General features: G+C 71.6%; 24 protein-coding genes and 1 tRNA gene. 13 read left to right on the plus strand and 12 right to left on the minus strand.

The features are described 5' to 3' along the window. From FB391_RS16330 to FB391_RS16355, 6 genes are read left to right on the plus strand one after another with little or no spacing between them, the layout of a single operon-like run. On the plus strand, positions 1–882 hold the full coding sequence (locus FB391_RS16330) for an ABC transporter ATP-binding protein (protein ID WP_141896146.1): 882 nt from the start codon (positions 1–3) through the stop codon (positions 880–882). Then, positions 872–1,798 carry an ABC transporter permease gene (locus tag FB391_RS16335; protein ID WP_141896148.1) on the plus strand — a complete coding sequence of 309 codons (927 nt, stop codon included), beginning with the start codon at positions 872–874 and terminating at the stop codon, positions 1,796–1,798. The genes FB391_RS16330 and FB391_RS16335 overlap by 11 nt, the downstream gene beginning before the upstream one ends. Continuing rightward, complete coding sequence (gene cobA, locus FB391_RS16340) at positions 1,795–2,595, plus strand: uroporphyrinogen-III C-methyltransferase (protein ID WP_141896150.1); 801 nt, start codon at positions 1,795–1,797, stop codon at positions 2,593–2,595. The genes FB391_RS16335 and cobA overlap by 4 nt, the downstream gene beginning before the upstream one ends. Beyond that, complete coding sequence (locus FB391_RS16345; protein WP_141896152.1) at positions 2,592–4,013, plus strand: FAD-dependent oxidoreductase; 1,422 nt, start codon at positions 2,592–2,594, stop codon at positions 4,011–4,013. The genes cobA and FB391_RS16345 overlap by 4 nt, the downstream gene beginning before the upstream one ends. Beyond that, positions 4,010–4,339 (plus strand): ferredoxin, encoded by a 330-nt coding sequence (fdxA, locus tag FB391_RS16350; protein WP_141896154.1) that lies wholly within the window; start codon positions 4,010–4,012, stop codon positions 4,337–4,339. Before FB391_RS16345 ends, fdxA begins: the two co-directional genes overlap by 4 nt. Beyond that, positions 4,332–5,288, plus strand: coding sequence for an NAD(P)/FAD-dependent oxidoreductase (locus tag FB391_RS16355; RefSeq protein ID WP_141896155.1), 957 nt, complete (start codon positions 4,332–4,334; stop codon positions 5,286–5,288). The genes fdxA and FB391_RS16355 overlap by 8 nt, the downstream gene beginning before the upstream one ends. 6 nt (positions 5,289–5,294) lie before the next feature. Here the strand turns inward: FB391_RS16355 and FB391_RS16360 are convergent, their stop codons facing one another. Further along, a complete protein-coding gene (locus tag FB391_RS16360) occupies positions 5,295–5,945 on the minus strand; it encodes a PadR family transcriptional regulator (protein WP_141896156.1) in 651 nt (216 codons plus the stop codon). 206 nt (positions 5,946–6,151) lie between these two features. Between FB391_RS16360 and FB391_RS16365 the strand changes: the two genes are divergently transcribed. Continuing rightward, positions 6,152–7,015, plus strand: a complete 864-nt coding sequence (locus FB391_RS16365) for a hypothetical protein (protein WP_141896157.1) — start codon at positions 6,152–6,154, stop codon at positions 7,013–7,015. Between the two features lie 63 nt (positions 7,016–7,078). On the opposite strand, the gene FB391_RS16370 is transcribed toward FB391_RS16365, so the two are convergent. After that, positions 7,079–11,017 carry a metallophosphoesterase gene (locus FB391_RS16370; RefSeq protein WP_141896158.1) on the minus strand — a complete coding sequence of 1,313 codons (3,939 nt, stop codon included), beginning with the start codon at positions 11,015–11,017 and terminating at the stop codon, positions 7,079–7,081. A 280-nt stretch (positions 11,018–11,297) separates the two neighbouring features. Here FB391_RS16370 and FB391_RS16375 point away from each other — a divergent pair, with 280 nt between their 5' ends. Continuing rightward, a complete protein-coding gene (locus FB391_RS16375; RefSeq protein WP_141896159.1) occupies positions 11,298–12,194 on the plus strand; it encodes a fructosamine kinase family protein in 897 nt (298 codons plus the stop codon). Positions 12,195–12,218: 24 nt separating this feature from the next. Here FB391_RS16375 and dcd read toward each other — a convergent pair whose 3' ends face one another. Then, positions 12,219–12,824 carry a dCTP deaminase gene (gene dcd / locus FB391_RS16380; RefSeq protein ID WP_141896160.1) on the minus strand — a complete coding sequence of 202 codons (606 nt, stop codon included), beginning with the start codon at positions 12,822–12,824 and terminating at the stop codon, positions 12,219–12,221. Positions 12,825–12,981: 157 nt separating this feature from the next. On the opposite strand from dcd, the gene FB391_RS16385 reads away from it, so the two are divergent. Next, positions 12,982–13,572, plus strand: coding sequence for an HAD-IA family hydrolase (locus FB391_RS16385; protein ID WP_185843139.1), 591 nt, complete (start codon positions 12,982–12,984; stop codon positions 13,570–13,572). A gap of 103 nt (positions 13,573–13,675) precedes the next feature. Next, a tRNA-Gly gene (locus FB391_RS16390) sits at positions 13,676–13,749 on the plus strand. A gap of 29 nt (positions 13,750–13,778) precedes the next feature. Here the strand turns inward: FB391_RS16390 and FB391_RS16395 are convergent. Beyond that, entirely contained in the window at positions 13,779–14,207 is a 429-nt protein-coding gene (locus FB391_RS16395; protein ID WP_141896164.1) for a hypothetical protein, read from the minus strand. Positions 14,208–14,319: 112 nt separating this feature from the next. Between FB391_RS16395 and FB391_RS19810 the strand changes: the two genes are divergently transcribed. Next, positions 14,320–16,314: an acyltransferase gene (locus tag FB391_RS19810; RefSeq protein ID WP_221886319.1), complete on the plus strand. Its 1,995-nt coding sequence runs from the start codon at positions 14,320–14,322 to the stop codon at positions 16,312–16,314. A gap of 5 nt (positions 16,315–16,319) precedes the next feature. Here the strand turns inward: FB391_RS19810 and FB391_RS16410 are convergent, their stop codons facing one another. Then, positions 16,320–16,796, minus strand: a complete 477-nt coding sequence (locus FB391_RS16410) for a hypothetical protein (protein ID WP_141896166.1) — start codon at positions 16,794–16,796, stop codon at positions 16,320–16,322. A gap of 47 nt (positions 16,797–16,843) precedes the next feature. Continuing rightward, complete coding sequence (locus tag FB391_RS16415; RefSeq protein WP_141896169.1) at positions 16,844–17,611, minus strand: DeoR/GlpR family DNA-binding transcription regulator; 768 nt, start codon at positions 17,609–17,611, stop codon at positions 16,844–16,846. Positions 17,612–17,676: 65 nt separating this feature from the next. Here FB391_RS16415 and FB391_RS16420 point away from each other — a divergent pair, with 65 nt between their 5' ends. Then, positions 17,677–18,036, plus strand: coding sequence for a DUF4406 domain-containing protein (locus FB391_RS16420; protein ID WP_185843140.1), 360 nt, complete (start codon positions 17,677–17,679; stop codon positions 18,034–18,036). A 12-nt stretch (positions 18,037–18,048) separates the two neighbouring features. Here the strand turns inward: FB391_RS16420 and FB391_RS16425 are convergent, their stop codons facing one another. Beyond that, entirely contained in the window at positions 18,049–18,648 is a 600-nt protein-coding gene (locus FB391_RS16425) for a uridine kinase family protein (protein WP_141896171.1), read from the minus strand. Positions 18,649–18,678: 30 nt separating this feature from the next. Between FB391_RS16425 and FB391_RS16430 the strand changes: the two genes are divergently transcribed. Continuing rightward, positions 18,679–19,218 (plus strand): GrpB family protein, encoded by a 540-nt coding sequence (locus FB391_RS16430; RefSeq protein WP_185843141.1) that lies wholly within the window; start codon positions 18,679–18,681, stop codon positions 19,216–19,218. 87 nt (positions 19,219–19,305) lie between these two features. On the opposite strand, the gene FB391_RS16435 is transcribed toward FB391_RS16430, so the two are convergent. The 5 genes from FB391_RS16435 to kduI form a co-directional block, all read right to left on the minus strand. Then, entirely contained in the window at positions 19,306–20,133 is an 828-nt protein-coding gene (locus FB391_RS16435) for a carbohydrate kinase family protein (RefSeq protein WP_342778209.1), read from the minus strand. A gap of 130 nt (positions 20,134–20,263) precedes the next feature. Further along, complete coding sequence (locus tag FB391_RS16440; protein ID WP_141896330.1) at positions 20,264–22,000, minus strand: glycoside hydrolase family 35 protein; 1,737 nt, start codon at positions 21,998–22,000, stop codon at positions 20,264–20,266. Between the two features lie 56 nt (positions 22,001–22,056). Beyond that, positions 22,057–22,710: a bifunctional 4-hydroxy-2-oxoglutarate aldolase/2-dehydro-3-deoxy-phosphogluconate aldolase gene (locus FB391_RS16445; protein WP_141896176.1), complete on the minus strand. Its 654-nt coding sequence runs from the start codon at positions 22,708–22,710 to the stop codon at positions 22,057–22,059. 33 nt (positions 22,711–22,743) lie between these two features. Next, complete coding sequence (locus FB391_RS16450; protein WP_141896178.1) at positions 22,744–23,646, minus strand: sugar kinase; 903 nt, start codon at positions 23,644–23,646, stop codon at positions 22,744–22,746. A 137-nt stretch (positions 23,647–23,783) separates the two neighbouring features. Further along, positions 23,784–24,629 carry a 5-dehydro-4-deoxy-D-glucuronate isomerase gene (gene kduI / locus FB391_RS16455; protein WP_141896180.1) on the minus strand — a complete coding sequence of 282 codons (846 nt, stop codon included), beginning with the start codon at positions 24,627–24,629 and terminating at the stop codon, positions 23,784–23,786. Positions 24,630–24,635 lie beyond the last annotated feature (6 nt).

The following is a 24,635-nucleotide window of genomic DNA, read 5'->3' on the forward strand; positions in this document are numbered from 1 at the left end:
ATGAGCACCGCTCCCGCTTCCGCCTCCGGGTCCGCCAGCGCGGCCCCGGAGGCGGGCGCGCCCGCACGGCAGGGCGACAAGCCCGTGAACCTGCTCGGCCCGAGCTTCGACGGCGTCGCGCCGGTCCCGCCCGCGGCTGCGGCATCCGCTCCGGCCGTCCGCATCGACGGCGTGTCCAAGCGGTTCGGCAACGGCCCGGTCGTGCTCGACGACGTGTCGCTCGACATCGCGCCGGGCGAGTTCGTGTGCCTGCTGGGCGCCTCGGGATGCGGCAAGTCCACGCTCCTCAACCTCATCGCGGGACTCGACAAGCCCACGGCGGGCGCCATCGAGACGCCCGCCGGGGGCTCGGCCGTGATGTTCCAGGAGTCCGCGCTCATGCCGTGGCTCACGGCGCGCCGCAACGTCGAGCTGGCGCTGCGCCTGCGTGGCGTCCCGCGTTCCGAGCGCGGCGAGAAGGCGCTGTCGCTGCTGGACGCGGTGAACCTCGCGGATGCCGCCGACAAGCGCCCGCACGAGCTCTCGGGCGGCATGCGCCAGCGCGTGGCCCTCGCGCGCGCCCTCGCGCAGGATCGGCCCGTGCTGCTGATGGACGAGCCGTTCGCCGCGCTCGACGCCATCACGCGCGACCTGCTGCACGAGGAGCTGGAGCGCGTGTGGCGCGCCACCGGCCGCACGATCGTGTTCGTCACCCACAACGTGCGCGAGGCCGCGCGCCTCGGGCAGCGCGTCGTGCTCATGGGCAGCCGCCCCGGCCGGATCGTGCAGGAGTGGCGGATCGCGAAGACCACCGGCCGGCGCATCGAGTCGCCCGAGGTCGCCGCCCTGTCGGTCGAGATCACCGACCAGCTGCGCAAGGAGATCCGCCGAAATGCCGCTTGAGACCCCCACCGTCGTGGGCCGTTCGCTGGGTGATCCGGCCACGGTCGTCCCCGACGACCTGCGCAGCCTCGCGTCCGGCCTGGACAAGCTGCAGACGGATGCCGACACCGGTCCCGGCCGTTGGCGCCGCTTCGCCTCGAGCGTGCTGCCGCCGATCGTCTTCGTGATCCTGCTCATCGTGGCGTGGCAGCTGTACGTCGTGCTCGCGCAGCCCCGTCCCGACATCGTCCCCGGTCCGGCGGACGTCGTCGCGGCCCTCGGCGACGCCTGGGATGCCGGGCGCCTGCAGCAGGCGGTCGTCACGAGCCTGGAGCGCGGCGTCATCGGCTTCGTCATCGCGATCGTCGTGGGCACGCCCATCGGTCTGCTGCTGGCGGAGGTGCGGCCGATCCGCCGCGCCGTCGGCCCCATCATCTCGGGCCTGCAGGTGCTGCCGTCGGTCGCGTGGGTGCCCGCCGCGATCATCTGGTTCGGCCTGTCGGACGCCACCGTGTACTTCGTGATCCTGATGGGCGCGATCCCGTCCATCGTCAACGGCCTCATCGCCGGCATCGACCAGGTGCCGCCGCAGCTGCGGCGCGTCGGCACGGTGCTGGGCGCCTCGCGCTGGCAGCTGGCCACGTCGGTGATCCTTCCGGCCGCTCTTCCCGGCTACCTGGCCGGCCTCAAGCAGGGCTGGGCGTTCTCGTGGCGCTCTCTCATGGCGGCCGAGATCATCGCGGTCGGCGGCACGATCGGCTTCGGGCTCGGCTCGATGCTGCAGCAGTCGCGCGAACTCGCCGACCTCGCCGGCGTGCTGGCGACCATCATCCTGATCCTCGCGATCGGCATCCTCATCGAGCTGGTCTTCTTCGGGCCGCTGGAGCGGCGGATGCTGAAGCGCCGGGGACTCCTCGTCGCGGGAGGCGCACGATGACCACCACACGCACCGGAAAGGTCTGGCTCGTCGGGGCCGGCCCCGGCGACGCCGGCCTGCTCACGATCAAGGGGCTGCGCGCCCTCGAAGCCGCCGACGTCATCGTCGCCGACCGGCTCGGAGCCCGCGCCGTGCTCGACGGCCTGGCCGCCGACGGCGTGACGCTGACCGCCGAGGTCGTCGACGTCGGAAAGCGCCCGGGCCACCACGCCGTTCCGCAGGACGCGATCAACGCCCTCCTGGTGCAGCTCGCACGGGACGGAAAGACCGTCGTGCGGCTCAAAGGGGGCGACCCGTACGTGTTCGGCCGCGGCGGCGAGGAGCTGCTGGCGTGCCAGGAGGCCGGCGTCGTCGTCGAGGTCGTGCCCGGCATCACCAGCGCCGTCTCGGTGCCCGCGGTCGCCGGCATCCCTCTCACGCATCGCGGCGTCGCGACGGCCTTCACCGTCGCGACCGCGCACGACCAGATCGAGGCGCTCGGCGGCGGACGCGACCACACCGCCGTCCTGCTCATGGGCGTCGGCACGCTCGCCAACTCGGCGATCACCCTCGCCCGCGGCGACCGCGGCGGAGACTGCCCCGTGGCGATCGTCGAGGACGGCTACGGCAGCGGTCAGCGTGTCACCGTCGGCACCCTCTCGACCATCGCGCACCAGGCCGCCGCGCGCGGCGTGCGCTCGCCCGCGGTCGTCGTCGTGGGCGACGTCGTCCGGCTGAGCCCGTACGCGCCCGCGGAGCTCGCGACCCTCGCACTCGACTCCTACGACCCACTGATCCGGAAGGCCCCTCTCTCGTGACCTCGTCGAATCTCCCGTCCCTCCGCGTCGCGATCGTCGGCGCCGGCCCCGCCGGCATCTACGCGGGCAACATCCTGACCAACACGGTCGCCGCCCTTCGACAGGCTCAGGAACCGGGTTCATATCGCGTCGCCATCGACCTGTTCGAGTCGCTGCCGGCGCCGTACGGCCTCATCCGCTACGGCGTCGCACCCGACCACCCTCGCATCAAGGGCATCGTCAACTCGCTGCACGAGATGCTGGATGCCGGCACGACGCGTTTCATCGGCAACGTCGAGGTCGGCCGCGACATCTCGCTCGCCGAGCTGCAGGAACGCTACGACGCCGTGATCCTCGCGACCGGCGCCATCCGCGACGCCGCACTCGACATCCCCGGGATCGACCTGCCCCGCTCGTTCGGCGCGGCGGACTTCGTGGCCTGGTACGACGGCCACCCCGACGTGCCCACCGAATGGCCGCTCGACCAGCGTGAGGTCGCGGTCATCGGCAACGGCAACGTGGCGCTCGACGTCGCCCGCGTGCTCGCGAAGCACGCCGTCGACCTGCGCCCGACCGAGATCGCCGACAACGTGCTGGCGGGCCTGGAGTCCTCGGCCGTCACCGACGTGCACGTGTTCGGCCGCCGTGGCCCCGGCGACATCAAGTTCACGCCGATCGAGCTGCGCGAGCTCGGCGAGGTGCCCGACGTCGACATCGTGGTCCACGACGAGGACTTCATCGACGCCGATCCGACCGGCGCCGCGAACAACCAGCTCAAGGTCATGCTGCGCATCCTGAACAGCTGGCGCACGCGGGAGTCGACGGGTGCCTCCCGCCGCCTGCACCTGCACTTCTACCACTCGCCTGTCGAGGTCCTGGGGTCCGCCGAGACCGGCGTGAGCGGCATCCGCTTCGAACGGAACGAGCCGATCGGCGACGGCCGCGTGCGGGGCACCGGCGAGTTCCGCGAGTTCGCGGTGCAGCAGGTGTACCGCGCCGTCGGCTACTACGGCACGCCCGTGATCGATGCGCCGTTCGACGAGCGCGCCGGCGTCGTCTCGAACGTCGAAGGACGGGTGAGGGATGCTTCAACCACGGGTGACACCGACGCCCCGGTGATCGCAGGCCTGTACGCCACCGGCTGGATCAAGCGCGGACCGGTCGGCCTCATCGGCCACACGAAGTCCGACGCGATGGAGACGATCGCGCATCTCGTGGCTGACGCCGAGGCGGGACGCCTGACACCGCCCGCCGTCGACGGCGACGTGCTGGACCTGCTCGACGAGCGCGAGGTCGCCTTCACCACATGGGACGGCTGGCTCGCCCTCGACGCACACGAGCGCGAACTGGGCGCGACCCACGAGCACACGCGCGAGCGCGTCAAGGTCGTGCCGCGAGACGAGCAGGTGCAGATCTCGCGCGGAGCGCTCGTCCCGTGACCTACGTCATCGCGCTGCCGTGCGTCGATGTGAAGGACCGCGCCTGCATCGACGAGTGTCCGGTGGACTGCATCTACGAGGGTGACCGGTCGCTGTACATCCACCCGGACGAGTGCGTGGACTGCGGCGCCTGCGAGCCGGTGTGCCCGGTCGAGGCGATCTACTACGAGGACGACCTGCCCGACGAGTGGCAGGACTACTACAAGGCCAACGTCGAGTTCTTCGACGACATCGGCTCGCCCGGCGGCGCAGCCAAGGTCGGCGTGATCCACAAGGACCACCCGATCATCGAGGCCCTGCCCCCGCAAGGAGACGGCCATGACTGACGCGGCCGCGCCTCCGACCGAGGTCGACGTCGTCATCGTGGGCGGCGGCCCGGCCGGCCTCTCGGCCGCGCTCAACCTCGGTCGCGCCCGCGCCTCGGTGGTGCTGGTGGACGCGGGCCGTCCGCGCAATGCGGCGACGCTGCGCTCGCACGGGTTCCTGACGCGCGACGGCGTGCCGCCGCTCGAGCTGCGCAAGCTGGCCCGTGCCGAGCTCGCCGCGTACCCGAACGTCCGCATCCTCGACCGCGCGGTGGTGACCGCCGTGCAGCAGCGCGAATGCGGCGAGGGCCGCTTCATCGCGGCGCTCAGCGGCCGGGCCGCCGGCATCCCTCCCGCCCTCTCCGCACGATCGGTGCTCGTGGCGACCGGTCTGCGCGAGACGCTGCCCGACATCCCGAGCCTGCGCGCGTTCTACGGCATGACGGTGTTCAGCTGCGCCGCGTGCGACGCGTGGGAGCTGCAGGACCGCCCGCTCGCCCTCATCGGCGAGACGCCCGACCTCGCGGCCCGCGCCCGGCTGATCGCCCGCTGGACCGACCGGCTGACCGTGTTCACGAACGGCTCGGAGGCGGTCGACACCGTCGAGGAGGCCGAGCTCGCGGCCTCGGGGATCGTGGTCGAACGCCGCGCCATCGACGACCTCGAAGGCGACCGCGGGACGGTCGCGGCGGTGCGGCTGGTCGACGGCACGCGGATCGGCATCGAGGGCGGCTTCGTGCGCCCGCAGTGGCATCCTGCTCTCGACTTCCTCACCGGCATCGACCTCGAGCGCGATCCGTTCGGCAACCTCGTGACCGACCGCTCGGGGCGCACGTCGGTCGCGGGGCTGTATTCGGCGGGGGATGCCGCTTCGCCGGGCCCCCAGCAGCTCATCGTCGCGGCGGGCCAGGGCGCCCGCGCCGCAGCGGTGCTCGTGCACGACCTGATCGGCGTGCGCACGGCGCACTGAGCGGGCTCAGGCGCCGTCGGGGTGCCCCTGCTCCCACACGTCGCGCCCGGGCGCGAGCATGTCTCGCACCTGCTCGCCGTTGGCGGATGCCGGGGTGACCGTGTCGGGCCAGCCGGCGATCTGCTGCTCGGCCCAGTCCGTCCACGCCAGGATGTGGTCGTAGTGGCCGATCATGAACGTGTTGGCGAGGGCGAACAGGTGCCGGCGCTCCGGGAACGTCCCGCCCGTGGCGCTGATGTACGCGGCGTACCGGGCGAACATCTCGCGGTTGGCCAGTGCGCTCTCGCGCGTGCGCTGCAGGGTCATGCGCAGATCGTCGAGCGATCCCTGGTCGGCGAGCAGCACGCGCACCATGCCCTCGAACTCGACGCTCGGCGGACGCGGCGGTGTGGTGAGCCAAGCCGCGAGCGCCTCGCGCCCCGCGGGCGTGATCGAGTAGATCGTGCGGGCGCGCTTGCCGGTGTGCTCCTGCCGGGTGTCGACGTACTGCAGTTCGGCGAGGCGGTTCAGCACCGCGTACCGGCCGCGGTCGGCCGAGGGCCACAGTTCCGCGACCCCGCGACCCAGCTGCTCGGCCAGCTGGTAGGCGGACCAGTCATGGGCGGCCAGCAGGCCGAGGCTGAGGTATCCCGTCGTCGAGAGCTCGCGGTCGGGCAATGCGTGTCCTCATTCCGTGGGGCGGACAAGAAACAGTAGCGCGCGAACGCCGATTCGACTCTATACTGCAGATTGCAGTAACTGGCGTGATCGGCCGTGGGGGCCCGGTGTCGCCGCAGCGGCGGGCGTGACTGGGGGCGCCCGCCGCAACATGGATCGTCCGCACGCCGGCGCCGCTGCCGACCGCGTGAGGCAGGATGGTGTCGATGTCAACGCCGACCGACTCTCCGCACGACGAGCTGCAGTCACTCCGACGGCGCGCCTACGGCCCCGATGCCGATATCCACGACGACCCCGTCGCGCTGGCCCGCCTGCAGCAGCTCGAGGAGCAGCAGCGCGCAGCAGCGGCGCCCGTCGACGACGAGCCGTCCTCCTTCGCCGTCTTCGAAGACACCGGCGCGCTCCCACTCGCATCCGACGTGACGCGGGACGACGGGGACGACCCCCGTGCCCGCGAGGCGGAGCCCGCCGCGACCGGGGACGTGCCGGACGAGCCCCCGGCGCCGCAGGGCGCCACCCTCTCTTCCGTCGAAGGCCCCGGCGAGCAGGGGAGCAGTCGGCCGTGGTGGCGGCGACGGCGCGTGCTGTGGGCGGGATCGCTCGTGCTCGCCGTGCTGCTGGGCGTCGGGCTGACGCTGTCGGTGCAGTCGATCACCTCGGGCAAGATCGCGACGCTCGGGGTGGACCGGGACGGCGAATGGCCGACGCAGAGCTTCGGCGACAAGCCGCCGGGCGCTCAGCAGTTCGAGGACTTCCACGGGCTGACGGTCGTCGGGCTCAGCCAGGGCTTCGGCGGCGGAGTGGACCAGGTGTGCCTGTCGGTGCAGTCGACGCCCAACGGGTCCGGCAACATCGGAGCGTGGGGCTGCGGCACCGTCGACTTTCCTGCCGCCGCCTCGCTGATCGTCAGCGAGACCGCTCCCCCTGAGCTGCGCGACGCGTTCCCGCTCGGGACGGCGCTGCAGTTCGTGCTCGACGGGTCCCAGGTCCACGTGTACGCGAAGGCGCCGGGCGTCGGCGGGGCGACGCCGAACACGATGCCGGCATCGTCCGCGCCGACCGACGACTGAACGCGGAGCGCCGCCCCGACCCTCGTGAGGTCGGGGCGGCGCTTCTGCGTCAACGGCGCGCGGTCACTCGCCGGACGGCGTCGGCGTGCCCGACGGCGACGGGGTGCCCGAGGGCGTCGGGCTCGGCGTCGGGACGACCGGGGTCGGCGTCGCGTACGGCGCGAGGTCCGGCGTGACGGCATCCTTCTTCGCACCGCTCGTGACGAACACGTTCGGCAGCGACGCGGTCCGCCCGCCGCCGGCCGATTCGGCGACCACGAGCCACGCGTACGCCGTGCCCCGCTTCAGACCCGACCACGACACCGACGCCACGGCGCCCGAGTCGACCGTCGACGTGCCGACGACCGCGACCGGGTCGTACAGCGCCAGCGAGTCCGTCCGGAACGACGTGGTGCGCGAGGTCAGGTCGACCGGCAGCACCATGTTGTCGGCGGACGGGTCGTAGCGCATCGCCGGGTCGTGCTCGCCCGCGCCGAAATCGCCGAGGAACGGCGAGTACGTGTCGACGATCATCTCGCTGCGGTCCACGTCGAACTGCAGCAGGCGCAGATAGCTCGCGCCGAACCGCAGCTGGTCGGTCGGCGCGTAGCCGCCGATGTCGGTCAGACCGAGATCGGCCGCCGAGACCGTGTAGTTCTGGTAGTCCGCGAGCAGCTCGACCACGCCGTGCGCCACCTGACCCACCTCGGGCTTCACGTTCGTGCCGACGCCGTGCACGTGGCCGGCGAGCACCAGGAACACGTTGGGGTTGCCCTCGACGACGGTCTTGAACAGCATCGACCCGTCCGGTGCGGCGTACGGCGCCGCACGACCGTCGCGCTGCGGACTCGCGGCGAGGTAGTCGTGCGACAGCAGGATGCCGTTTCGCTCGGGGTACCGCTTGAAGATCGAGTCGGCCCATGCCGCCTCTTCACGCGTCACGCCGTACGACAGACCCACCGACACGAAGTCCAGCCCACCGGCCGAGAACAGCGTGTAGTTGTTCTGGTTGTCGCCCTCGCGCCACGGGCCGCCGTACTGGGCATTGACCCACTGGTCGTCCAGCGCCGCGTACCGATCCGGTCCGAAGTACTGGTTGTACAGCGCTCCCGGGCCGTCCTCGGTGCCCGAGCGGTTGTCGTGGTTGCCCGCGATGACCTGGTTGGGCACGCCGGCGGCATCCAGGATCTCCTGCTGACGAGACGACATCTCGAACTCACCGGTCACCTCGCGCAGCATCGCCGCGTCCGCGGGTGTGCGGATGTTGTTCTCGATGATGTCGCCGGTGTGCGCGACGTACTCGATCTTGCGGTCGTCGGCGTTCGACGCGATCCATCTCGTGATGTCGCCGTACGCCTTCTCCCAGATGGCGCGCTCGGCCGCTGTCTCCTGCTCGGTGGCGCCCTCCGACAGGTACTGCGTGTCGGTGAAATGGGCGATCGAGAAGTCGTACGAGGCCGGGTCTGCGAAGCCCTCGGCGCCCGCGTCGATCTCGTCGGCGAAGGGGTCCTCGCCCGTGATCATGACGTGCACCTGCTGCCGGTCGATGTACCGCGCGTCGACGATGGCACTCAGCTGCGTGTCGCCATCGAGCGCGCCGCGCGAGCTCGCGAGCACGTCCCAGGCCGAGGTCTGCAGGTTCCAGGCGCGCAGCGAGACGACGCGGGTCGGGTCGATGACGCCCTCCCAGCGCAGCACGGGGTCGGCGACGCGGCCCTTGATCTGCACGTCGAACCGCTGGAATGCGACGTCGGCGCTGGCGGGCGCGTCGAGCGTGCGTCCGTCTCCGGGCGCGAGCGCCTTCGTGCTGCCCACGTTGCCCTCACCGGCGACCGTGAGCGTCGTCGGCATCTCTGCCGCCGAGCCCTGCCAGCCCCGGTTGGGCGTCAGGATCTCGGCCTGCTGGAACATCGCCGTCACGTCGCCGCCGTCGGGCTCCGACACCTTCGCCCGCAGCGTCACGCTGCCCGAGACGCCCGTCGTGCCGCCCGCCGGGGCGAGTTCGGCCGGAGCTTCGGGGATACCCGCCGAGGTGAACGCGATCTCGCGCGTCGCCGCGTTGCCGAGGGCGTCGGCCGCCTTCACCGCGATGGTGTGCGGCCCCGCGTCGAGGCCCGGGCCGACCGCCGCACCCAGCGTGATCGGCTCGCCGTCGAGCGTGAGCTCGGGGGTGCCGACGAGGCCGGTCGCGTCGGCGAGCTCGACGTCCAGTGCGACCGCCTGCGTGATCGTCCCGCCCGCGGCCGGGACGCTGAACGCCACGACCGGCGCAGAGTTGTCGGTGAGCAGGGTGCGAGTCGCGACCTCGCCGGTGGTGGATGCCGCCGCCACCGCGTGCGCACCGTCGGCGAGCGCGGTGGTGTCGACGTCGGCGCGCAGGCCCTGAGCCGTGGCATCCGTCACGAGGAAGTGCAGATCCACCTCGCGGAACAGGTTTATGTTGGAGCCGCACGTGCCGTCGCCGAGCGCGTAGGACGACTTCGCACGCTGCGCGGTCGCGGTGCCCGAGGCGGGGCTGAGCGTGACGTCCGAGATCGTGAAGTCGTCGCGGTTGCAGCCGGTGGCGGTGGTGCCGGTCACGAACTCGACCGTGTTCCAGCCGGGCAGGAGCCACTCGTTGGGGATGATGACGTTCGCGCGCTCGCTGACGAAGTCGCCGCCGAGCGTGTAGCGCACGCCGTTGACGTAGAGCAGGTTGGCGAACGTCGCGTCGATGGAGTTCGAGCCCACGGTGAAGCTCAGCGTCGCCTCGCCCGAGCCGAGGGTCGGCAGCACCGCGACGCCCGGGGCCTCGATGGCCCAGTGCGTCTGGGCGGTACGCAGCGCCGTCGTGGACGAGCCGCAGTTGCCGTCGCCCATGGCGTAGCTCGCCGCGATGTCGGTGCCCGCGGCGGTGCCGGTGCTGACGGCGAGGCCGAGGTTCGACAGGGTGAAGTCGTCGAGGTTCGCGCCGCACGTCGAGCTGATGTCGCCCGCGACGATCTCGACCACGTTGTCGCCCGGGACGAGGTAGCGGTTCGGCACGGGCACCTCGACGCGCTGGTTGACCCAGTCGCCGAGGATGTCGACCTTGTGCCCGTTCACGAGCAGGTGGTTCTGGTAGCGGTTCTCGATCGAGTTCGATCCGACGTCGAAGCTGAAGGTCGACGAGCCCGCGCCGAGGCTCTGGGCGGCGGCGGGCTCGGCGCCGTCGATCGTGAGGGATGCCACACCCCCGGCCGCGGCGGCGGGACGTGCCGCCGACACGGTCTGGGTGCCGTGGGCCAGCGTGCCGTCTTCGGGAGCGACGCCCGGTGCGCCGACGGGCGCGTTGTCGACCGTCACCGCGTGAGCCACGCGACCACCCGCGGCGGTCGTCGCGACGATCTCGTGCGCGCCGTTCGCGAAGGTCGTGGTGTCGACCTCGGCAGACAGGCCGGGCGAGGCGAGCGGGTCGCCGAGCACGAAGAACGTGAGCTCAGCGTGCACGATGTCGCCGGCCTGGGTGCCGCAGTCTCCGTCGCCGAACGAGAACGTGAACGGGTTCTCTTCGCCGTCGGCGACCTCGCCCAGCAGCTCGAGGCCGACGTCGGTGACGACGAAGTCGTCGTAGTTCACGCCGCACGCGGCGTCGGCCGTTCCGGCGAAGATCTCGACCGTGTTCTCGCCGGTCACCAGCCAGTCGTTCGGCACGGGGATGTCGACGCGCTCCGACACCCACGTGCGGTCCTGGTCGATGCGGTGGCCGTTCACGACGAGGTCGTTGTGAAAGCTCAGCGCCGCAGAGTTGCTGCCGACCTCGAAGCTCAGGTGCGAGATCCCCGGTGTCGGCGCCGCGCCGATCGGCACGCCGTCGATCGTGAGGCTCGACACCGCGTCGCCGGCCGTCGTCGCGTCGGATGCCACCGTCACGGCGCCCTGCAGGTAGACCCCGTCGTCGGGGGCGAGCGTGGGGGCGGCCGGCGGCGTGGGTGCCGGCCGGTCGGGCGGCGCAGCGGAGGCGGCGGGGGCGGCGACGGTCGACAGCACGAGCGCGCCGGCCACGGCCGCCGCGACGGCGAGCGCCCTCCCTCCCCCTCTCGTGTGCTCGGTTCTCTGTTCGCGGGGGCTCTGACCGATCGGCCGCATGGGGAGGCGTCCTTCCTCGTCTTCGATAGGAGGGCGCACGAGCGAGTGGGGAGGCGCGCCCAGGGTCGACTGTGGAGGGGCTATGTGAACGCTATGCGAGCGCGAGGAGTCGTCCCGGCGTCGCGACGGGAACCGCTCTCCCCCAGGTGGTTCCACCCTCGGAAGTTTGTAGGATCGGACAACAAAAGGAGGCTCCATGTCCGAATGGTCCGACGATCTTCTTCCTCCCGGTCGCAGCGCAGCGTCCGTCCGCCGGCTGACGGGCGGGTTCGCCAACCCGGTGTGGCTGTGCACACTGGAGGGCGGAGAGGATGTCGTCATCAAAGCCTCGGACGAGGACCGCTCCGACATGTTCGCCGCCGAAGCGGCCGGCCTGGACACGCTCTCGCGGATCGGCGGCCTTCCCACTCCTCGCGTGCTGGCCGTCGGATCGCGCTCGATCGCACTGGAGGCGCTCGCTTCCGACCATCCCGACCACGACGGATTCTGGGCGGCCGCCGGCCGCCTCGTCGCACGGATGCACAGCACCACCGCCCACGACCGCTTCGGGTGGGATCACGACGGGTGGCTGGGCCTGCTCCCGCAGCGCAACGGGTGGGACCGCGACGGGCACCGCTTCTTCGCCGAGAAGCGCGTCCTCCGCTACCTCGACGAACCGCGCGTGGACGACGCTCTCACCGCACGCGACCGAGCCGGCATCGAGCGGCTCTGCAGCCGCCTGCCCGACCTGGTGCCCGACACGGGTGCCCGCCTCACCCACGGGGACCTCTGGCGCAACAACGTCATCGCGGATCATGCCGGCGGACCGGCGTTCATCGACCCCGCCGTCAGCTACATGTGGGCCGAAGTGGACCTCGCCCACATGCTCTGCTCGGGCGGTGTGCCGGACTCCTTCTTCGCCGCGTACGGCGAGCTCCGCCCGCTGGACCCCGAGTGGCGCACGCATGCCCGCATCCTGAACCTCCGACAGCTGCTCGCGATGCTGGCCGCCGGCATCCCGATCCCGACGATCGTCGACGCGATCCGCGAGCTTATCGACGCGTACGCGGGCTCACCCGCAGGTCGCCGGAACGCCGCCGCCGACGGGTCCTGACGTCAGTCCGTGCGGCGATGACTTTCAGGCGCCGCGGCTGCCGGCATCCAGGATCCCCACGTCGGTGCGGTGGAAGTTCTGGAACGAACGGGATGCCGTCGGGCCGCGCTGACCCTGATACCTGTTGCCGTAGGGGCCAGAGCCGTACGGGTTCTCGGCGGGCGAGGTGAGCCGGAAGTAGCAGACCTGGCCGATCTTCATGCCGGGCCACAGCTTGATCGGCAGCGTCGCGACGTTCGACAGCTCGAGCGTGACGTGCCCGGTGAACCCCGGATCGATGAAGCCGGCAGTGGAGTGCGTGAGCAGACCGAGCCGCCCGAGCGACGACTTGCCCTCCAGACGCGCGGCGACGTCGTCGGGCAGCGTGATCTGCTCGAACGTCGAGCCCAGCGCGAACTCACCGGGGTGCAGGATGAACGGCTCGTCAGGGTCGACCTCGATGAGCCGCGTCAGCTCGGGCTGGTCCTCGGCCGGGTCGATGAACGGGTACTTGTGGTTGTCGAACAGCCGGAAGTAGCGGTCGAGGCGCACATCCACGCTCGACGGCTGCACCATGGCGGGATCCCACGGGTCGAGCCCGATCCGTCCCGCGTCGATCTCGAGCCGGATGTCGCGGTCACTCAGCAGCACGGGGCCAGCCTATCGGGGCGCGCCGCGCGGGCGTCTCCCGGCGAGCGGGCCGTTGTTGCGCGGGGGACGACTCGCCCACCATCCTGAGGAGGTCGCTTCCGCAGCAGAAGCGGACGCCTCGGCATGCGCCACTTACCAGCCCACCAGGAGGTCAGTCATGTCCGGTCCGTCGGTGGACGCCGTGCTGTGGGATGCCGACGGCGTTCTCCAGCACACTCCCCCGGAGGTGTGGGGACTGGCCACGACGGTGGTCGCGCAGTTCCCGGGCGCGCTGAGGGGCGCCCCGATCGATGAGGCCTCCATCCGGCGGGCGGCCGACGCCGTCGGCCTGGGCGACCGCATCGACGACGTCCTCTCCGTCTGGTGGACCTTCGACGTGCTGGCCCCCTCGCTGGCCACCGTCGCGCAGGTCAGGGCGGCGGGAACGCGGTGCTATCTCGCCACGAATCAGGATGCCTACCGCGCCGCCTGCATGCGAGACAAGGCACCGTACGACGACCTCCTCGACGGCGCGTACTACTCGTGCGATGTCGGCGTGGCCAAGCCGGACCCTGCGTTCTTCGTGCACATCGCGACGGATCTGGGCATCGCGCCCGAGCGGCTGCTCTTTCTCGACGACCAGCCGGCGAACGTGGACGGCGCACGGCGCGCTGGCCTGAATGCGGAGTGCTGGACTCACAGCGAAGGGCTCCCGAGGCTGCTCGACGTGTTCGAGCGGTACGGGGTCGGGGCTGATAGGGCCCTGTGAGGCGGACGCGACAGGCCCGCCCGCGCGTCAGCACGGCGTCAGTCGCGGCAACATCGCGTTCGACACGTATGATGGAGCGCGGCGCAGGATCCTCCGGCGTCTCGGGGCTGTAGTTCAATGGCAGAACTTCTGCTTCCCAAGCAGACAGCGCGGGTTCGATTCCCGTCAGCCCCTCCAGCGGAACCCCCTCGAACGAGGGGGTTTCCTCATTCGGCGGCCGGCTGTGCGTCGTACACGCCGCGCACCAGCGGCGACAGGTCGGCATCGGCGGGGGCGGCCGTGTCGAGCTCGACGATCAGGCGCGCATCGTCGACGCGCAGCCGCATGACGGTGCGTCCGCGGTCCGATCGCCGATCGAGCACGAGAGTGTCGCCGTCCCAAGCGGCAGTGCCCGGCGTCTGCGGGGTGAAGCCGTACGAGTCGAACCACCAGAAGCCCCCGCCGGCTACGACGGCGTGCGCGTCGAGTCGCCCGCCCTCGCGGGTCTCGACATAGTCGAAGTGGATGCCGTCGGGCCCTGGTCTCACCGAGATCGAGGCCTGCGCCGTCCCGGCTGCCGTCCAGGCCGTCGGGAAGAGCTCCTCCTCTCCTGTCCAGTCGCCGAACAAGGACTCGAACCGGGGGGACGAAGGCACGCCACGAACCTAGCGGCCGGCGCGGGTCCCGGGGTGACGACACGGCGCCGATCCGGTCTGCGCCGGGGATTCGGCCCCGTGGGTGCGGCGTGGTCGAACCATACTGGGATATATGCCCGCCATCGCCGCCCACGAATACTCGCCCTGGGACTTCTGGCGCGAAGCCTCCGTCGACGACCGCGAGGCTCAGCTCGCACTGCAGCGCGCACTCGTCGACGGGCACCCCGATCATGAGCTCGGCGACGAGTGCTACATCTCGGGCCTCGCGTCGATCGACAACGACTCGCTGCGGCTCGGCGACCGCACCTACGTCGCTGCGGGTGCGTACCTCACGGGCGATCTCGTCACCGGGGCGGACTGCAGCGTCAACCCGTACACCGTGATCCGGGGGCGCGTGAGCATGGGCGAGGGCGTGCGCATCGGCGCGCACACGTCGATCCTCGGCTTCAACCACTCGATGGAGTCGGGCACGCCCGTGTTCCGCCAGCCCCTCACATCGAAGGGCATCGTCATCGGCGACGATGTCTGGATCGGTTCGCACGTGGTGATCCTCGACGGCGTGCGCGTCGGATCGCACGCCGTGCTCGCGGCCAGCGCCGTCGTCACCAAGGACGTTCCCGAGGGCGCCGTCGTCGGAGGCAATCCGGCGCGCTTCATCCGCTGGCGCGTCGAGCCGGACGACACCGGCATCGCACCCGACGCCGCGGCAGGTGCGGCAGCCCGGGCGACAGACGACACCCCACCCGTCGAGGAAGAGGTGGATGCCCCCGCCCTCGGCCTGCTGCCGGCCCTCGCCGGCGGTCACCCCGGCCACGCCCTGTCGGATCCGGGCACTGCGGCAGAAGCGCACGCGACCGAGGCCGGACCGGAACCCGAGGCCGAGCCGGAACCGCGAGCCGAACCGGAACTCGACGCCGAACCCGAACCGGACGCCGAACCCGAACCCGACGTCGAACCCGCGGCGCGCAGGTTCCTGCCTGCCACCGCGCCGACACTGATGACTCCTGACCCCGCGACCGCGCACCACGCCGACGGCCTCGCCGAGCGCGTCGCCTCGTTCGCCGCGCAGGCGAAGGCCGAGGCATCCGCTGTTCTCCAGCGCGCATGGCGCGAGGACCTCGGTCTCTTCGCCGACAAGCCCGGCGTGGCGCCGACGGTGCGCGCGCAGGGCGACGCGATCGAGATCTCGGATCTGCTCCGCGACAGCGCGCCGGCGCAGGCGACCGCGGCCGCTCAGATCCGCAGGCTTCAGGAGTGGCAGGATGCCGCGACGGGCGGTGTCGCGCCCCTCGGTGCGGACGGGCATCCGCAGGCGGGCCTCGGCTTCTCGCACCCCGATGTGGCGTACCACGTGCTGAGCGTCGGGTACGCGCTGGATCTGCTGGGGTCTTCGTTCGCGGCTCCTCTCACGTGGGTGACGGCGGCGACGCCCGACCGGGTCGTCGCGTTCTGCGAGAGTCTGCCGTGGGCCACCGACGCGTGGGGCGCCGGGCACCACATCGACGGCTTCGGCACGGCGATCCTGTGGACGAAGCGCGCGGGGCACGCGATCGCGCCTGGTGTGGAGGAGGCGCTGTTCGGCTGGCTGCTGCTGCACACCGATCCGCACACCGGGATGTGGGGCTCGCCCGCCGCCGACGGCGATCTGCTTCCGGTCGTCAACGGCTTCTACCGCGCGTCGCGCGGCACATTCGCGCAGTTCGGCGTGCCGCTCCCCCGTCCTGAGCGCGTCATCGACACCGTGCTGCGTCACGCGCGGTCGCCGCGGTGGTTCGCACCCGGCGCGCGGAACGCCTGCAACGTCCTCGACGTCGCCCACCCGCTGTGGCTCACGCGCGGCACCGGATATCGCGGCGACGAGGTGCGCGCACTGGCCGCCAGGCTGCTCTCGGACGCGCTGCAGACCTGGGTGCCGGGCGCCGGGTTCTCGTTCCGCGAGCCCTCACCCGCCGCGCGCGGGCTCGCCGAGACCGAGCCCGGGCTGCAGGGCACCGAGATGTGGCTCGCGATCCTCTGGTACCTCGCCGACCTCGCCGGCGTCGCCGATGCGCTCGGCTATCGCCCCCGCGGTGTGCACCGGCCCGAGGCAGCGCTCACGCTGCCGTAGGGCCGTCACTCCCCGGTCTGATCCGAAGGCCAGAGCTCGGGGATGCCACCGTCCGGCCCCGCCGGCGTGATGCCATGGAACGGCGTGATGGTGCGCCAGCCCACGTCGGGATCGTCGTGCAGGAACACGATCACCCGGGCGTCGTCCTCAAGCGCCCCGACCGGGTCGGCGGGCGTCGTCGCCTCGCACGTCGCCGGCGTAGAGACGACCTCGAGCTCGTCGTCGCCGTCCCCCGTGATCCACTCGTCGACATCGACCGTCCAGATCGGCGCCTGCTCGCCGTACAGCTGCGTGGTGCCGTTCTGACCGACGATGTGGCCCGCGACGACGGCATCCGCCTCCTCCGCCGCATCGCCGGGACTGTCGAACCACACCCAGTCGACGCAGGTGTGCGATTCGCCGATCGGACCGATGCAACCCGTGAGCGCGGCGGTGGCGAGCACGCCGATGACGAATGCGGGGATCAGCCGTCGGCGGCGCATGAGACGAGTATGGCCTCGGGCCCGGCCCGGACGAAGAGTGGATGCCGTCACGCCGCGGTTCCGGCTGCCGGTATGAGCACGGCGCCCGCGGTGATGAGCTCGCGCGCGATCGGCGCATCGGCGGGCGTGTCGGTGACGATGCCGGCGGTGGCGTCGAAGGGGAGCACGCCGAAGCGGGAGGCGGCGCCGATCTTGTCGGAGCTGGCCAGGACATACGTGTCGGCGGCGCGCGAGGCGAGGGTGCGCTTCATCGCCGCCTCGTCGGGGTGGCCGGTTGTCAGACCCGCGGTGGGATGCACTCCGGTGACGCCGAGGAAGAAGGCGTCGGCGCTGATGGTGTTCGCGGTCTCGACGGCGGCGGCGCCGCTGGCCACCGCTGAGTGCTTGAACAACTGCCCGCCGATGAGGAAGACCTCGGCCGCGTGCTCGAGCAGCGCGGACGCGACCGTGGGGCTGTGGGTGATGATCGTGCACGGGAACGACCTGGGCAGCGCGTCGACCATCGCCAGCGTGGTCGTGCCCCCGTCGAGGATCACCGTGGCACCGGGCGCGATCAGCGCGACAGCCGCCGCGGCCACACGCCTCTTGCTGTCGGGCGCGACGCCGGTGCGCGTGGCGTAGTCGGCGACCGCGGGTGACGCCGGCAGGGCTCCCCCGTAGACGCGGACGGCCAGTCCCTGCGCGTCGAGTTCGCGCAGGTCCCGCCGGATGCTGTCTTCGGACAGGCCGAGCTCGCCCGCGAGCTCCTTGGCCACGACGCGTCCATCGCGCCGGAGCCGTTCCAGGATGAGGTCCTTGCGTGCGGCGGCCAGCATGCGGCATCCCTCGCTTTCTTGTTTGTGCACGTTTGTGCACTATTCTGCCTGTTATGACCCACCCTATGCTGATTCTCATCGCCGGCCCTTACGCATCGGGCACCGGGGGCGATCCCGAACTGATGGCCCGCAACCTCACGCGTCTCGAAGAGGCCGCCTGGCCGATCTTCCGCGCCGGACACGTGCCGATGATCGGCGAGTGGGTGGCGCTGCCGGTGCTGGCGAGCGCCAGCGCGGACGGACCGGGCGATCCGCTCGCAGCCGAGGTGATGTACCCCACCGCCGAACGCCTGCTGCAGCACTGCGATGCCGTCCTGCGTCTGCCCGGCGAGTCCCGTGGCGCCGACCAGGACGTCGCCATCGCGCAGGCACGCGGCATCCCGGTCTACCGCTCTCTCGACGAGGTGCCCGGGATCGCCGCCTGACAGGCCCCGGAGTCAGCGGGGCTCGGGCGGCGTCGCGCGCGCGAGCCCCGCGTACCGCAAGTCGGCCCGCTCGCGCGGCGAGAAGCGAGCAGCGAAGTCCCGCTCGTTCGGCACCCAGACCTCGTTCCACAGCGACGTGTGGTGGCGGCCGAGCGCGGCATCCCGAGCCATCCCCTGCCGCTGCGCGGACGCGAGGTCCACGTCGCACCAGACGGTGAGGTCGAGCGCGGGCAGAGCCGCGGGATGGAACAGGCCGATGAGGTCGACCACCATGATCCGGCCGGCAGGAACGGGCTCCGGGGCGCCGAGGGCGCGCGCCGTCCAGTCGTAGCGGCGGAACAGTCCCGGCGTCCCGGCACGGAAAGGCTCGAGCACCTCGGCGACCAGTCGCTCGCGCTCGACGCCATCCCAGTCCGTCGAACGTCGATGCGACCTGGCCGGGTCCAGGAAGTCGTCGCCGCGCATCCGCACGGCGTCGTCCAACCGCGCCACGAGTGCGCGGGCGAGCGTGGACTTGCCCGACCCCGCAAAGCCTGACACCCCGATGACCACGGGACGGGATGCCGCCACCGCCGCGTCTTGGATGGCGCCGGTCAGCTCGTCGAGATCCATCCCGCCCAGGCTAACTGGAATGCTGGAGGCGTGGCCGTCACCGTCGTCCCCTCCTCCCCCGAATGGCCCGCGCTCTTCTCCCGCATCGCCGCCGACCTCGCGGACGCGCTGGCCGACGTTCCCGTGGTGGCGATCGAGCACGTCGGGTCCACGTCTGTGCCGGGGCTGGCCGCGAAGCCCATCATCGACGTCGACGTCATCGTCCGGCGTGAGAACGTCGCCCCTGCGATCGCGGCACTCGTCGCGGCGGGCTACACGCATCGGGGCGACCTCGGCGTCACCGACCGCGAGTCGATGGCAGAGCCGGACGAGCCCCGACGCAATGTGTACGTGTGCGTGGAGGGCACGCTGCACGTGCGCAACCACCTCGCCGTGCGCGACATCCTGCGTCGCAGGCCCGACCTCCGCGACCGCTACGGTGCGGTGAAGACGACGCTCGCGGAGGACCCCGACCTCGAGATCGGCGCATACCTCGCGGGCAAGTCCCCTGTGCTGCAGGAGGTGCTCGCCGAATCGGACCTCACGGACGCCGAGAAGGATGCGATCCTGCGCCTGAACACCGGCACCTGACGCCGCCCGGGCTCCCGGCCGTTGAGCGAGCGACGAAGGAGCGAGACGAAACGCCCCGGCCGCGCGGGCGAGCCCGGGCGCATACGGTCAACGACCGTGCGCCGGCGCCGCGGCCACCGCCGGGTGCAGGTGCTCGGACGCGAGTGCGACCGTCGCCTGGCGCGCACCGGCGGCGAGGCATTCTTCCAGGCCTGCGCCGCCGAGCGACGCTGCCAGGAAGCCGGCGAAGAACGCGTCGCCGGCGCCGTTCGTGTCGACGACCTCGACGGGAACGGCGGGCACCGCGGCCCGCTCCCCCTTCGCAGACAGAGCGATCGCGCCCTCCGCGCCCCGCGTGCAGACGGCGAGGCGCGGGCCGCGGTCGAGGCAGCGCTGCATCAGCCCCCACGGGTCGTCCGTGCCGTCGTCGTTCATGAAGACGACGTCGGCCGCGCGCAGGAAGGGCTCGTGGAACGCCGACGCACCGTCGTAGTCGTGCAGGTCGGTCCAGATCGGAGTTCCGGCGGCGCCCTCCCGCCGCCGCTCGACCAGGGCCGCACCGAGCTCGCTCAGGTCGACGACGGCGACCTCGGCCTCACCCAGCGCGGCCTCGATGCGCTCGAGATCCGCGGCCGTCGGCGACGACGGCGTGGCGAGATAGAGGCTCACCCGATCCCCCGTCGGCGTCATGAGATTCGCGTGACGCTCGGTCCGTTCGGAGTGATATGCCTCTACGGGCACATTCGCCGCGCGCAGCGCGGCGGCCACTCGTAGCCCGTCGTCGTCGTGTCCGATCAGTGCGTGCAGCACCACGTCGGCACCCCGATCGGCGAGGTGCAGCACCTTGCCCGCGGACGTCCCGCCGAGGGTGTGGTGGTCGCCGAGCGCGAACTGCATGTGGGGCACCGGCTCGGGCAGCCGATCGAGGGTGATCACGTGGTTCCATGAGGCCGGGCCGCACACGGCGATCCTCGGAGCGGGGGAGGAAGAGCCGGAGGCGGGATGCATCCGGTCAGTAAACCAGGTTTCCGCCCCGAAGTGTAAGCGCTTGCAGTCCTGGCCGGCTTTACTCCTCGCGCGGTCCGAGGTCGGGCTGGGCGACGAAGCGCACCACGAGCTCGGCCACGCGGTCGAGCTCGACCATCACGACGGTGTTCTCCCCCGCGCGCAGCGCTGCCGCAGGCACGTAGAGGGTGCGCTGCGGGCCGTTCGACCAGTACCTGCCGAGCAGGAAGCCGTTGACCAGGGCGTAGCCCTTGCCCCAGCCGGCAGTGCCGAGGAACAGGTCGGCGGGTGCGTCGAGCGCGAACGAACCGCGACGCACGAACGGACCGACCGGCGCCCGACCGTCCGCAGCGACCGTGCCCGACTCCCCGAGCCGCGCCACATCGATCGGCGCCGCCGTCCAGTCGGTGACCGGCGCGCCGTCCAGGAAAACGCCACCGACCAGGCCTTTCGCCTCGCCGAGGCGTACGTCGTAGTTCACCCGGCCCTGCTCCTCGACCAGCACGCGGAGGCGTCCGGCGCCCGGTACGACGAGGGCATCCTCGCCGCGGGTGCGCGACAGCGTACCGACCGGCGCGCCGTTCAGCGACACCCACGCGTGGTCGCGCACCTCGCCGAAGCGCAGCACTCCCCCGGCCGGCAGGTCGGTCTCGTAGGCGACCAGCGCGCTCAGGTGCCCGAGCTCCTCGAAAGTCGGCGGCGTGTCGTGGCGGACCGTGGATGCCTCTAGCGCCGCGTCCACCGGCAGCACCGGCACCTCGAACACGGGTGCCGCGTGACCGACCACGGGGACCTCGTCGGGCACCGGCGCATACCGGGCGATCACGTCGCGGAAGGCGAAGAACTTCTCCGTCGGGCGTCCGGCTTCGTCCAGCGGGGCGTCGTAGTCGTACGACGTGACGATCGGCAGGTAGCGGCCCTTGTGGTTCGCACCGTTGGTCAGACCGAAGTTCGTGCCGCCGTGGAACATGTAGAAGTTCACCGACGCGCCGGCCGACAGCAGCGCATCGAGCTCGGCGGCGGAGTCGGCGGCCGAAGTGGTGTGGTGCGTGGCGCCCCACCAGTCGAACCAGCCGTCCCAGAACTCGGCGCACATGAGAGGACCGGTCGGCTGGTGGCGGCGCAGGGTGGCGAGGCGTTCCGGAGCGCGCGACCCGAACGAGCCCGTGAGGTGCACCCCGTCGACGCTGCCGTCGCTGAGCATCTGATCGGTCGGCTGGTCGATCGTGGTGAGCGGCACCGTGATGCCGGCATCCCTCGTCACACGCACGAGGTGCTCGAGGTAGGCGGTGTCGGAGCCGTAGGCGCCGTACTCGTTCTCGATCTGCACCAGGACGACAGGTCCGCCCCGATCGATCTGCCGCGGCGCGACGATGTCGTACACGCGCTGCAAGTACGCCGTCACCTCGGCGAGGTACGACGGCTCCGACCGGCGCAGCCCGATGCCCGGCATCCCGGTCAGCCACACTGGCAGCCCGCCATTATGCCATTCCGCGCATATGTAGGGTCCCGGCCGCACGATCGCGTGCATCCCCTCGGCCGCGACCAGGTCCAGGAACCCGCCCAGGTCGTTCCACCCGGTCGCGTCCCACTCGCCGCGCACCGGTTCGTGGGCGTTCCACGCGACATATGTCTCGATGGTGTTCAGCCCCATGAGCCGAGCCTTGCGGATGCGGTCCGCCCACTGGCCCGGGTGCACGCGGAAGTAGTGCAGGGCGCCCGACAGCACGCGGAACGGCTCTCCGTCGAGCAGGAAGTCGGTCTCTCCGATCGCAAAGGATCGTGGTTCGCCGGTCACGCTCTGCTGTGTCGAGTCGCCGAACGCGACAGGGGAGTCGCCGTCGACCGTCGGGGTCACTGCGCGGAGCCCGTGCGGGCCTGCAGCACGGCGGCCAGGCGCTCCAGCTGCGACGCGTCCTCGAGCGCCGAGCCGACCGCCGCGACGCGCACGCCGGCGGCGAGGAACTCCTCGACGTTCGAGGCGTCGAGCCCACCGGTGGCGACGAACCGCACCTGCGGGAACGGGCCGCGGATGTGCTTGAACCAGCCGCTCCCGAGCCACGTCGCCGGGAAAGCCTTCAGCCAGGTGAGGCCGAGCGCCACGGCCAGCTGCACCTCGCTGGGCGTCGCGACGCCGGGGAGGATCGGGATGCCGGCGGCCTGCGCCGCCCGCACCACGACCGGATCCAGGCCCGGCGACACGAGGTACTCAGCGCCGGCGTCGGTGGCGAGCGCCACCTGCGCGGGCGTGATGATGGTGCCGGCGCCGACGATCTTGCCGCGTTCCCGGGCCGCAGCGACGACGGCGCGCAGCGCGCGTTCGTCCTCATCGGTCTGCAGCGGAACCTCGACCGAGTCGATGCCCAGGTCCCACGCCGTCTCGGACAGGCGCACCGAGCGCTCGACGCCCATGCCCCGCAGGATCGCCATCAGCGGTGCGCCCGCGAAGGCGGTGTCGAACCAGTCGCCGCGCGCGGCGGCATCCACTTCGGTCGTTTCAGGAGTCATGAGCGGTGTCCTTGTCGAAGAGTCGTGTGTGGGTCACGCGGTCGCGGCCGTGGCGGAGGGCTCGTCGATCGAGTCCGTCGTGGTCTGCAGGGTGCGGGCGGCACGGGCGTGCCCGGCGCGCAGGCTGTCGGCGAGCGAGTCGCCCGACAGGCGGCCGGCGAGATACCCGCCGGCGAAGGCGTCTCCTGCGCCGACGGCCTCCACGACCTCGACGACGAGCGCGGGCTCGAACACGTCGTCGGCGCCCGTGTACACCGTGGCGCCGATCGAGCCGTCCTTCACGACAAGCTCGTCGACGTCCGGCAGCAGCGCGCGCACGTCGTCAGCGGCGACCGTGCCCCACAGCGTCTCGGCTTCGTCGCGGCCGACGAGCACGATGTCGGCGGTGCGGGCGAGTTCGAGCAGCGCGGGGGCGGCGGTGGCGGCATCCCACAGGGGAGCGCGGTGGTTGACGTCGAACGAGACGCGCACACCATGCGCGCGCGCCCGATCGATGACCCGGGCCAGGAAGGAGGCCGCGGAGGAGGAGATGGCCGCGGTGATGCCCGACACGTGCAGCAGGTCGACGCCGTCGAACGACACCGACTCCGCATCGAGCTCGCACAGCGCCGAGGCGGCCGAGCCGTCGCGGTAGTAGAGCACGCCATTGCCGGGGTCCTTCACGTACAGGCCCGTTCGCCGCGTCTCGTCGTAGACGACGCGTGACACGTCCACGCCGCGGGCCGTGAGCTGGCGGGCGATGCGGCGGCCGAGCGCGTCGGCGCCGAGCCGGCTGAACCACACCGCCCGGTGCCCGAGCGCGGCCACATGGGCGGCGACGTTCGACTCGGCGCCGCCGGCATCCAGCAGGAACTCGCCGGCGTCGGCGACGGGCACGGCGACCACCGGCGCGACCATGGCCATGGTCTCGCCGATGGCGAGCAGAGTGCGGGGCATTCCGCCAGCGTAGTCAGGGTGCGGCATCCCTCACCTCCCGATGCGCGGATAAGTCGGAGATCCCGCGTGACTCGGACGGATCGCGCCGATTCGTCCGAGTCTCGCGGGTTCTCCGAGCGTGGCGCGGTGCGCGCGCGTCACCGCAGGTCGGTGACGGGCGCGGCGTCCATGTCGTCGAAGGCCTGGTTCTCGCCGGCCATCGCCCAGATGAACGTGTACGCCGACGTGCCGACGCCCGAGTGCAGCGACCACGACGGCGAGATGACGGCCTGACGGTCGGCGATCACGAGGTGACGGGTCTCTTCGCGCTCGCCCATCAGGTGGATGACGCGGGCGTCCTCGGGCAGGTCGAAGTACAGGTAGCACTCGGTGCGGCGGTCGTGCGTGTGGGCCGGCATGGTGTTCCACATCGAGCCCGGGTGCAGCTCGGTGACGCCCATGACGATCTGGCAGCTCTTCACGCCGTTCTCGTGGATGTACTGATTGAGCGTGCGGCGGTTCGAGGTGACCTGGTCGCCGAGCTCGCGCACGGTGCCCTCGCCGGGCGAGACGAGCGCGGCCGGGTACGCGGTGTGCGCGGGCGCCGAGAAGAGGTAGAACTGCGCGCCCGTCTCGCGGTCGGCATCGGCGAACGAGACGTCCTTGATGCCGCGGCCGAGGTACAGGCACGCGCCCTTGACGAGCGTGTAGACCTCGCCGTCGGCGGTGACCGTGCCGGTGCCGCCGACGTTGATGATGCCCACCTCGCGGTGCTCGAGGAAGTAGTCGCTCCGGATCTCGGGGTAGCCGCCGAGCTCGAGCACGCCGCCGGCGGGGACGGCGCCGCCCAGCACGATGCGGTCGTGGTGGGTGTAGGTCAGGCGGATCTCGCCCGGCACGAACACGTCGGGGATCAGGTAGGTGTCGCGCAGGTCCTGCGTGGTCATGCCCGGGATCTGGGCGGGGTTGGTCGCGTAGCGCTGCGGGATGTGCTGCTCGGTCACGAGTCT

This window comes from Microbacterium kyungheense (assembly GCF_006783905.1).
Taxonomy (GTDB): Bacteria; Actinomycetota; Actinomycetes; order Actinomycetales; family Microbacteriaceae; genus Microbacterium; species Microbacterium kyungheense.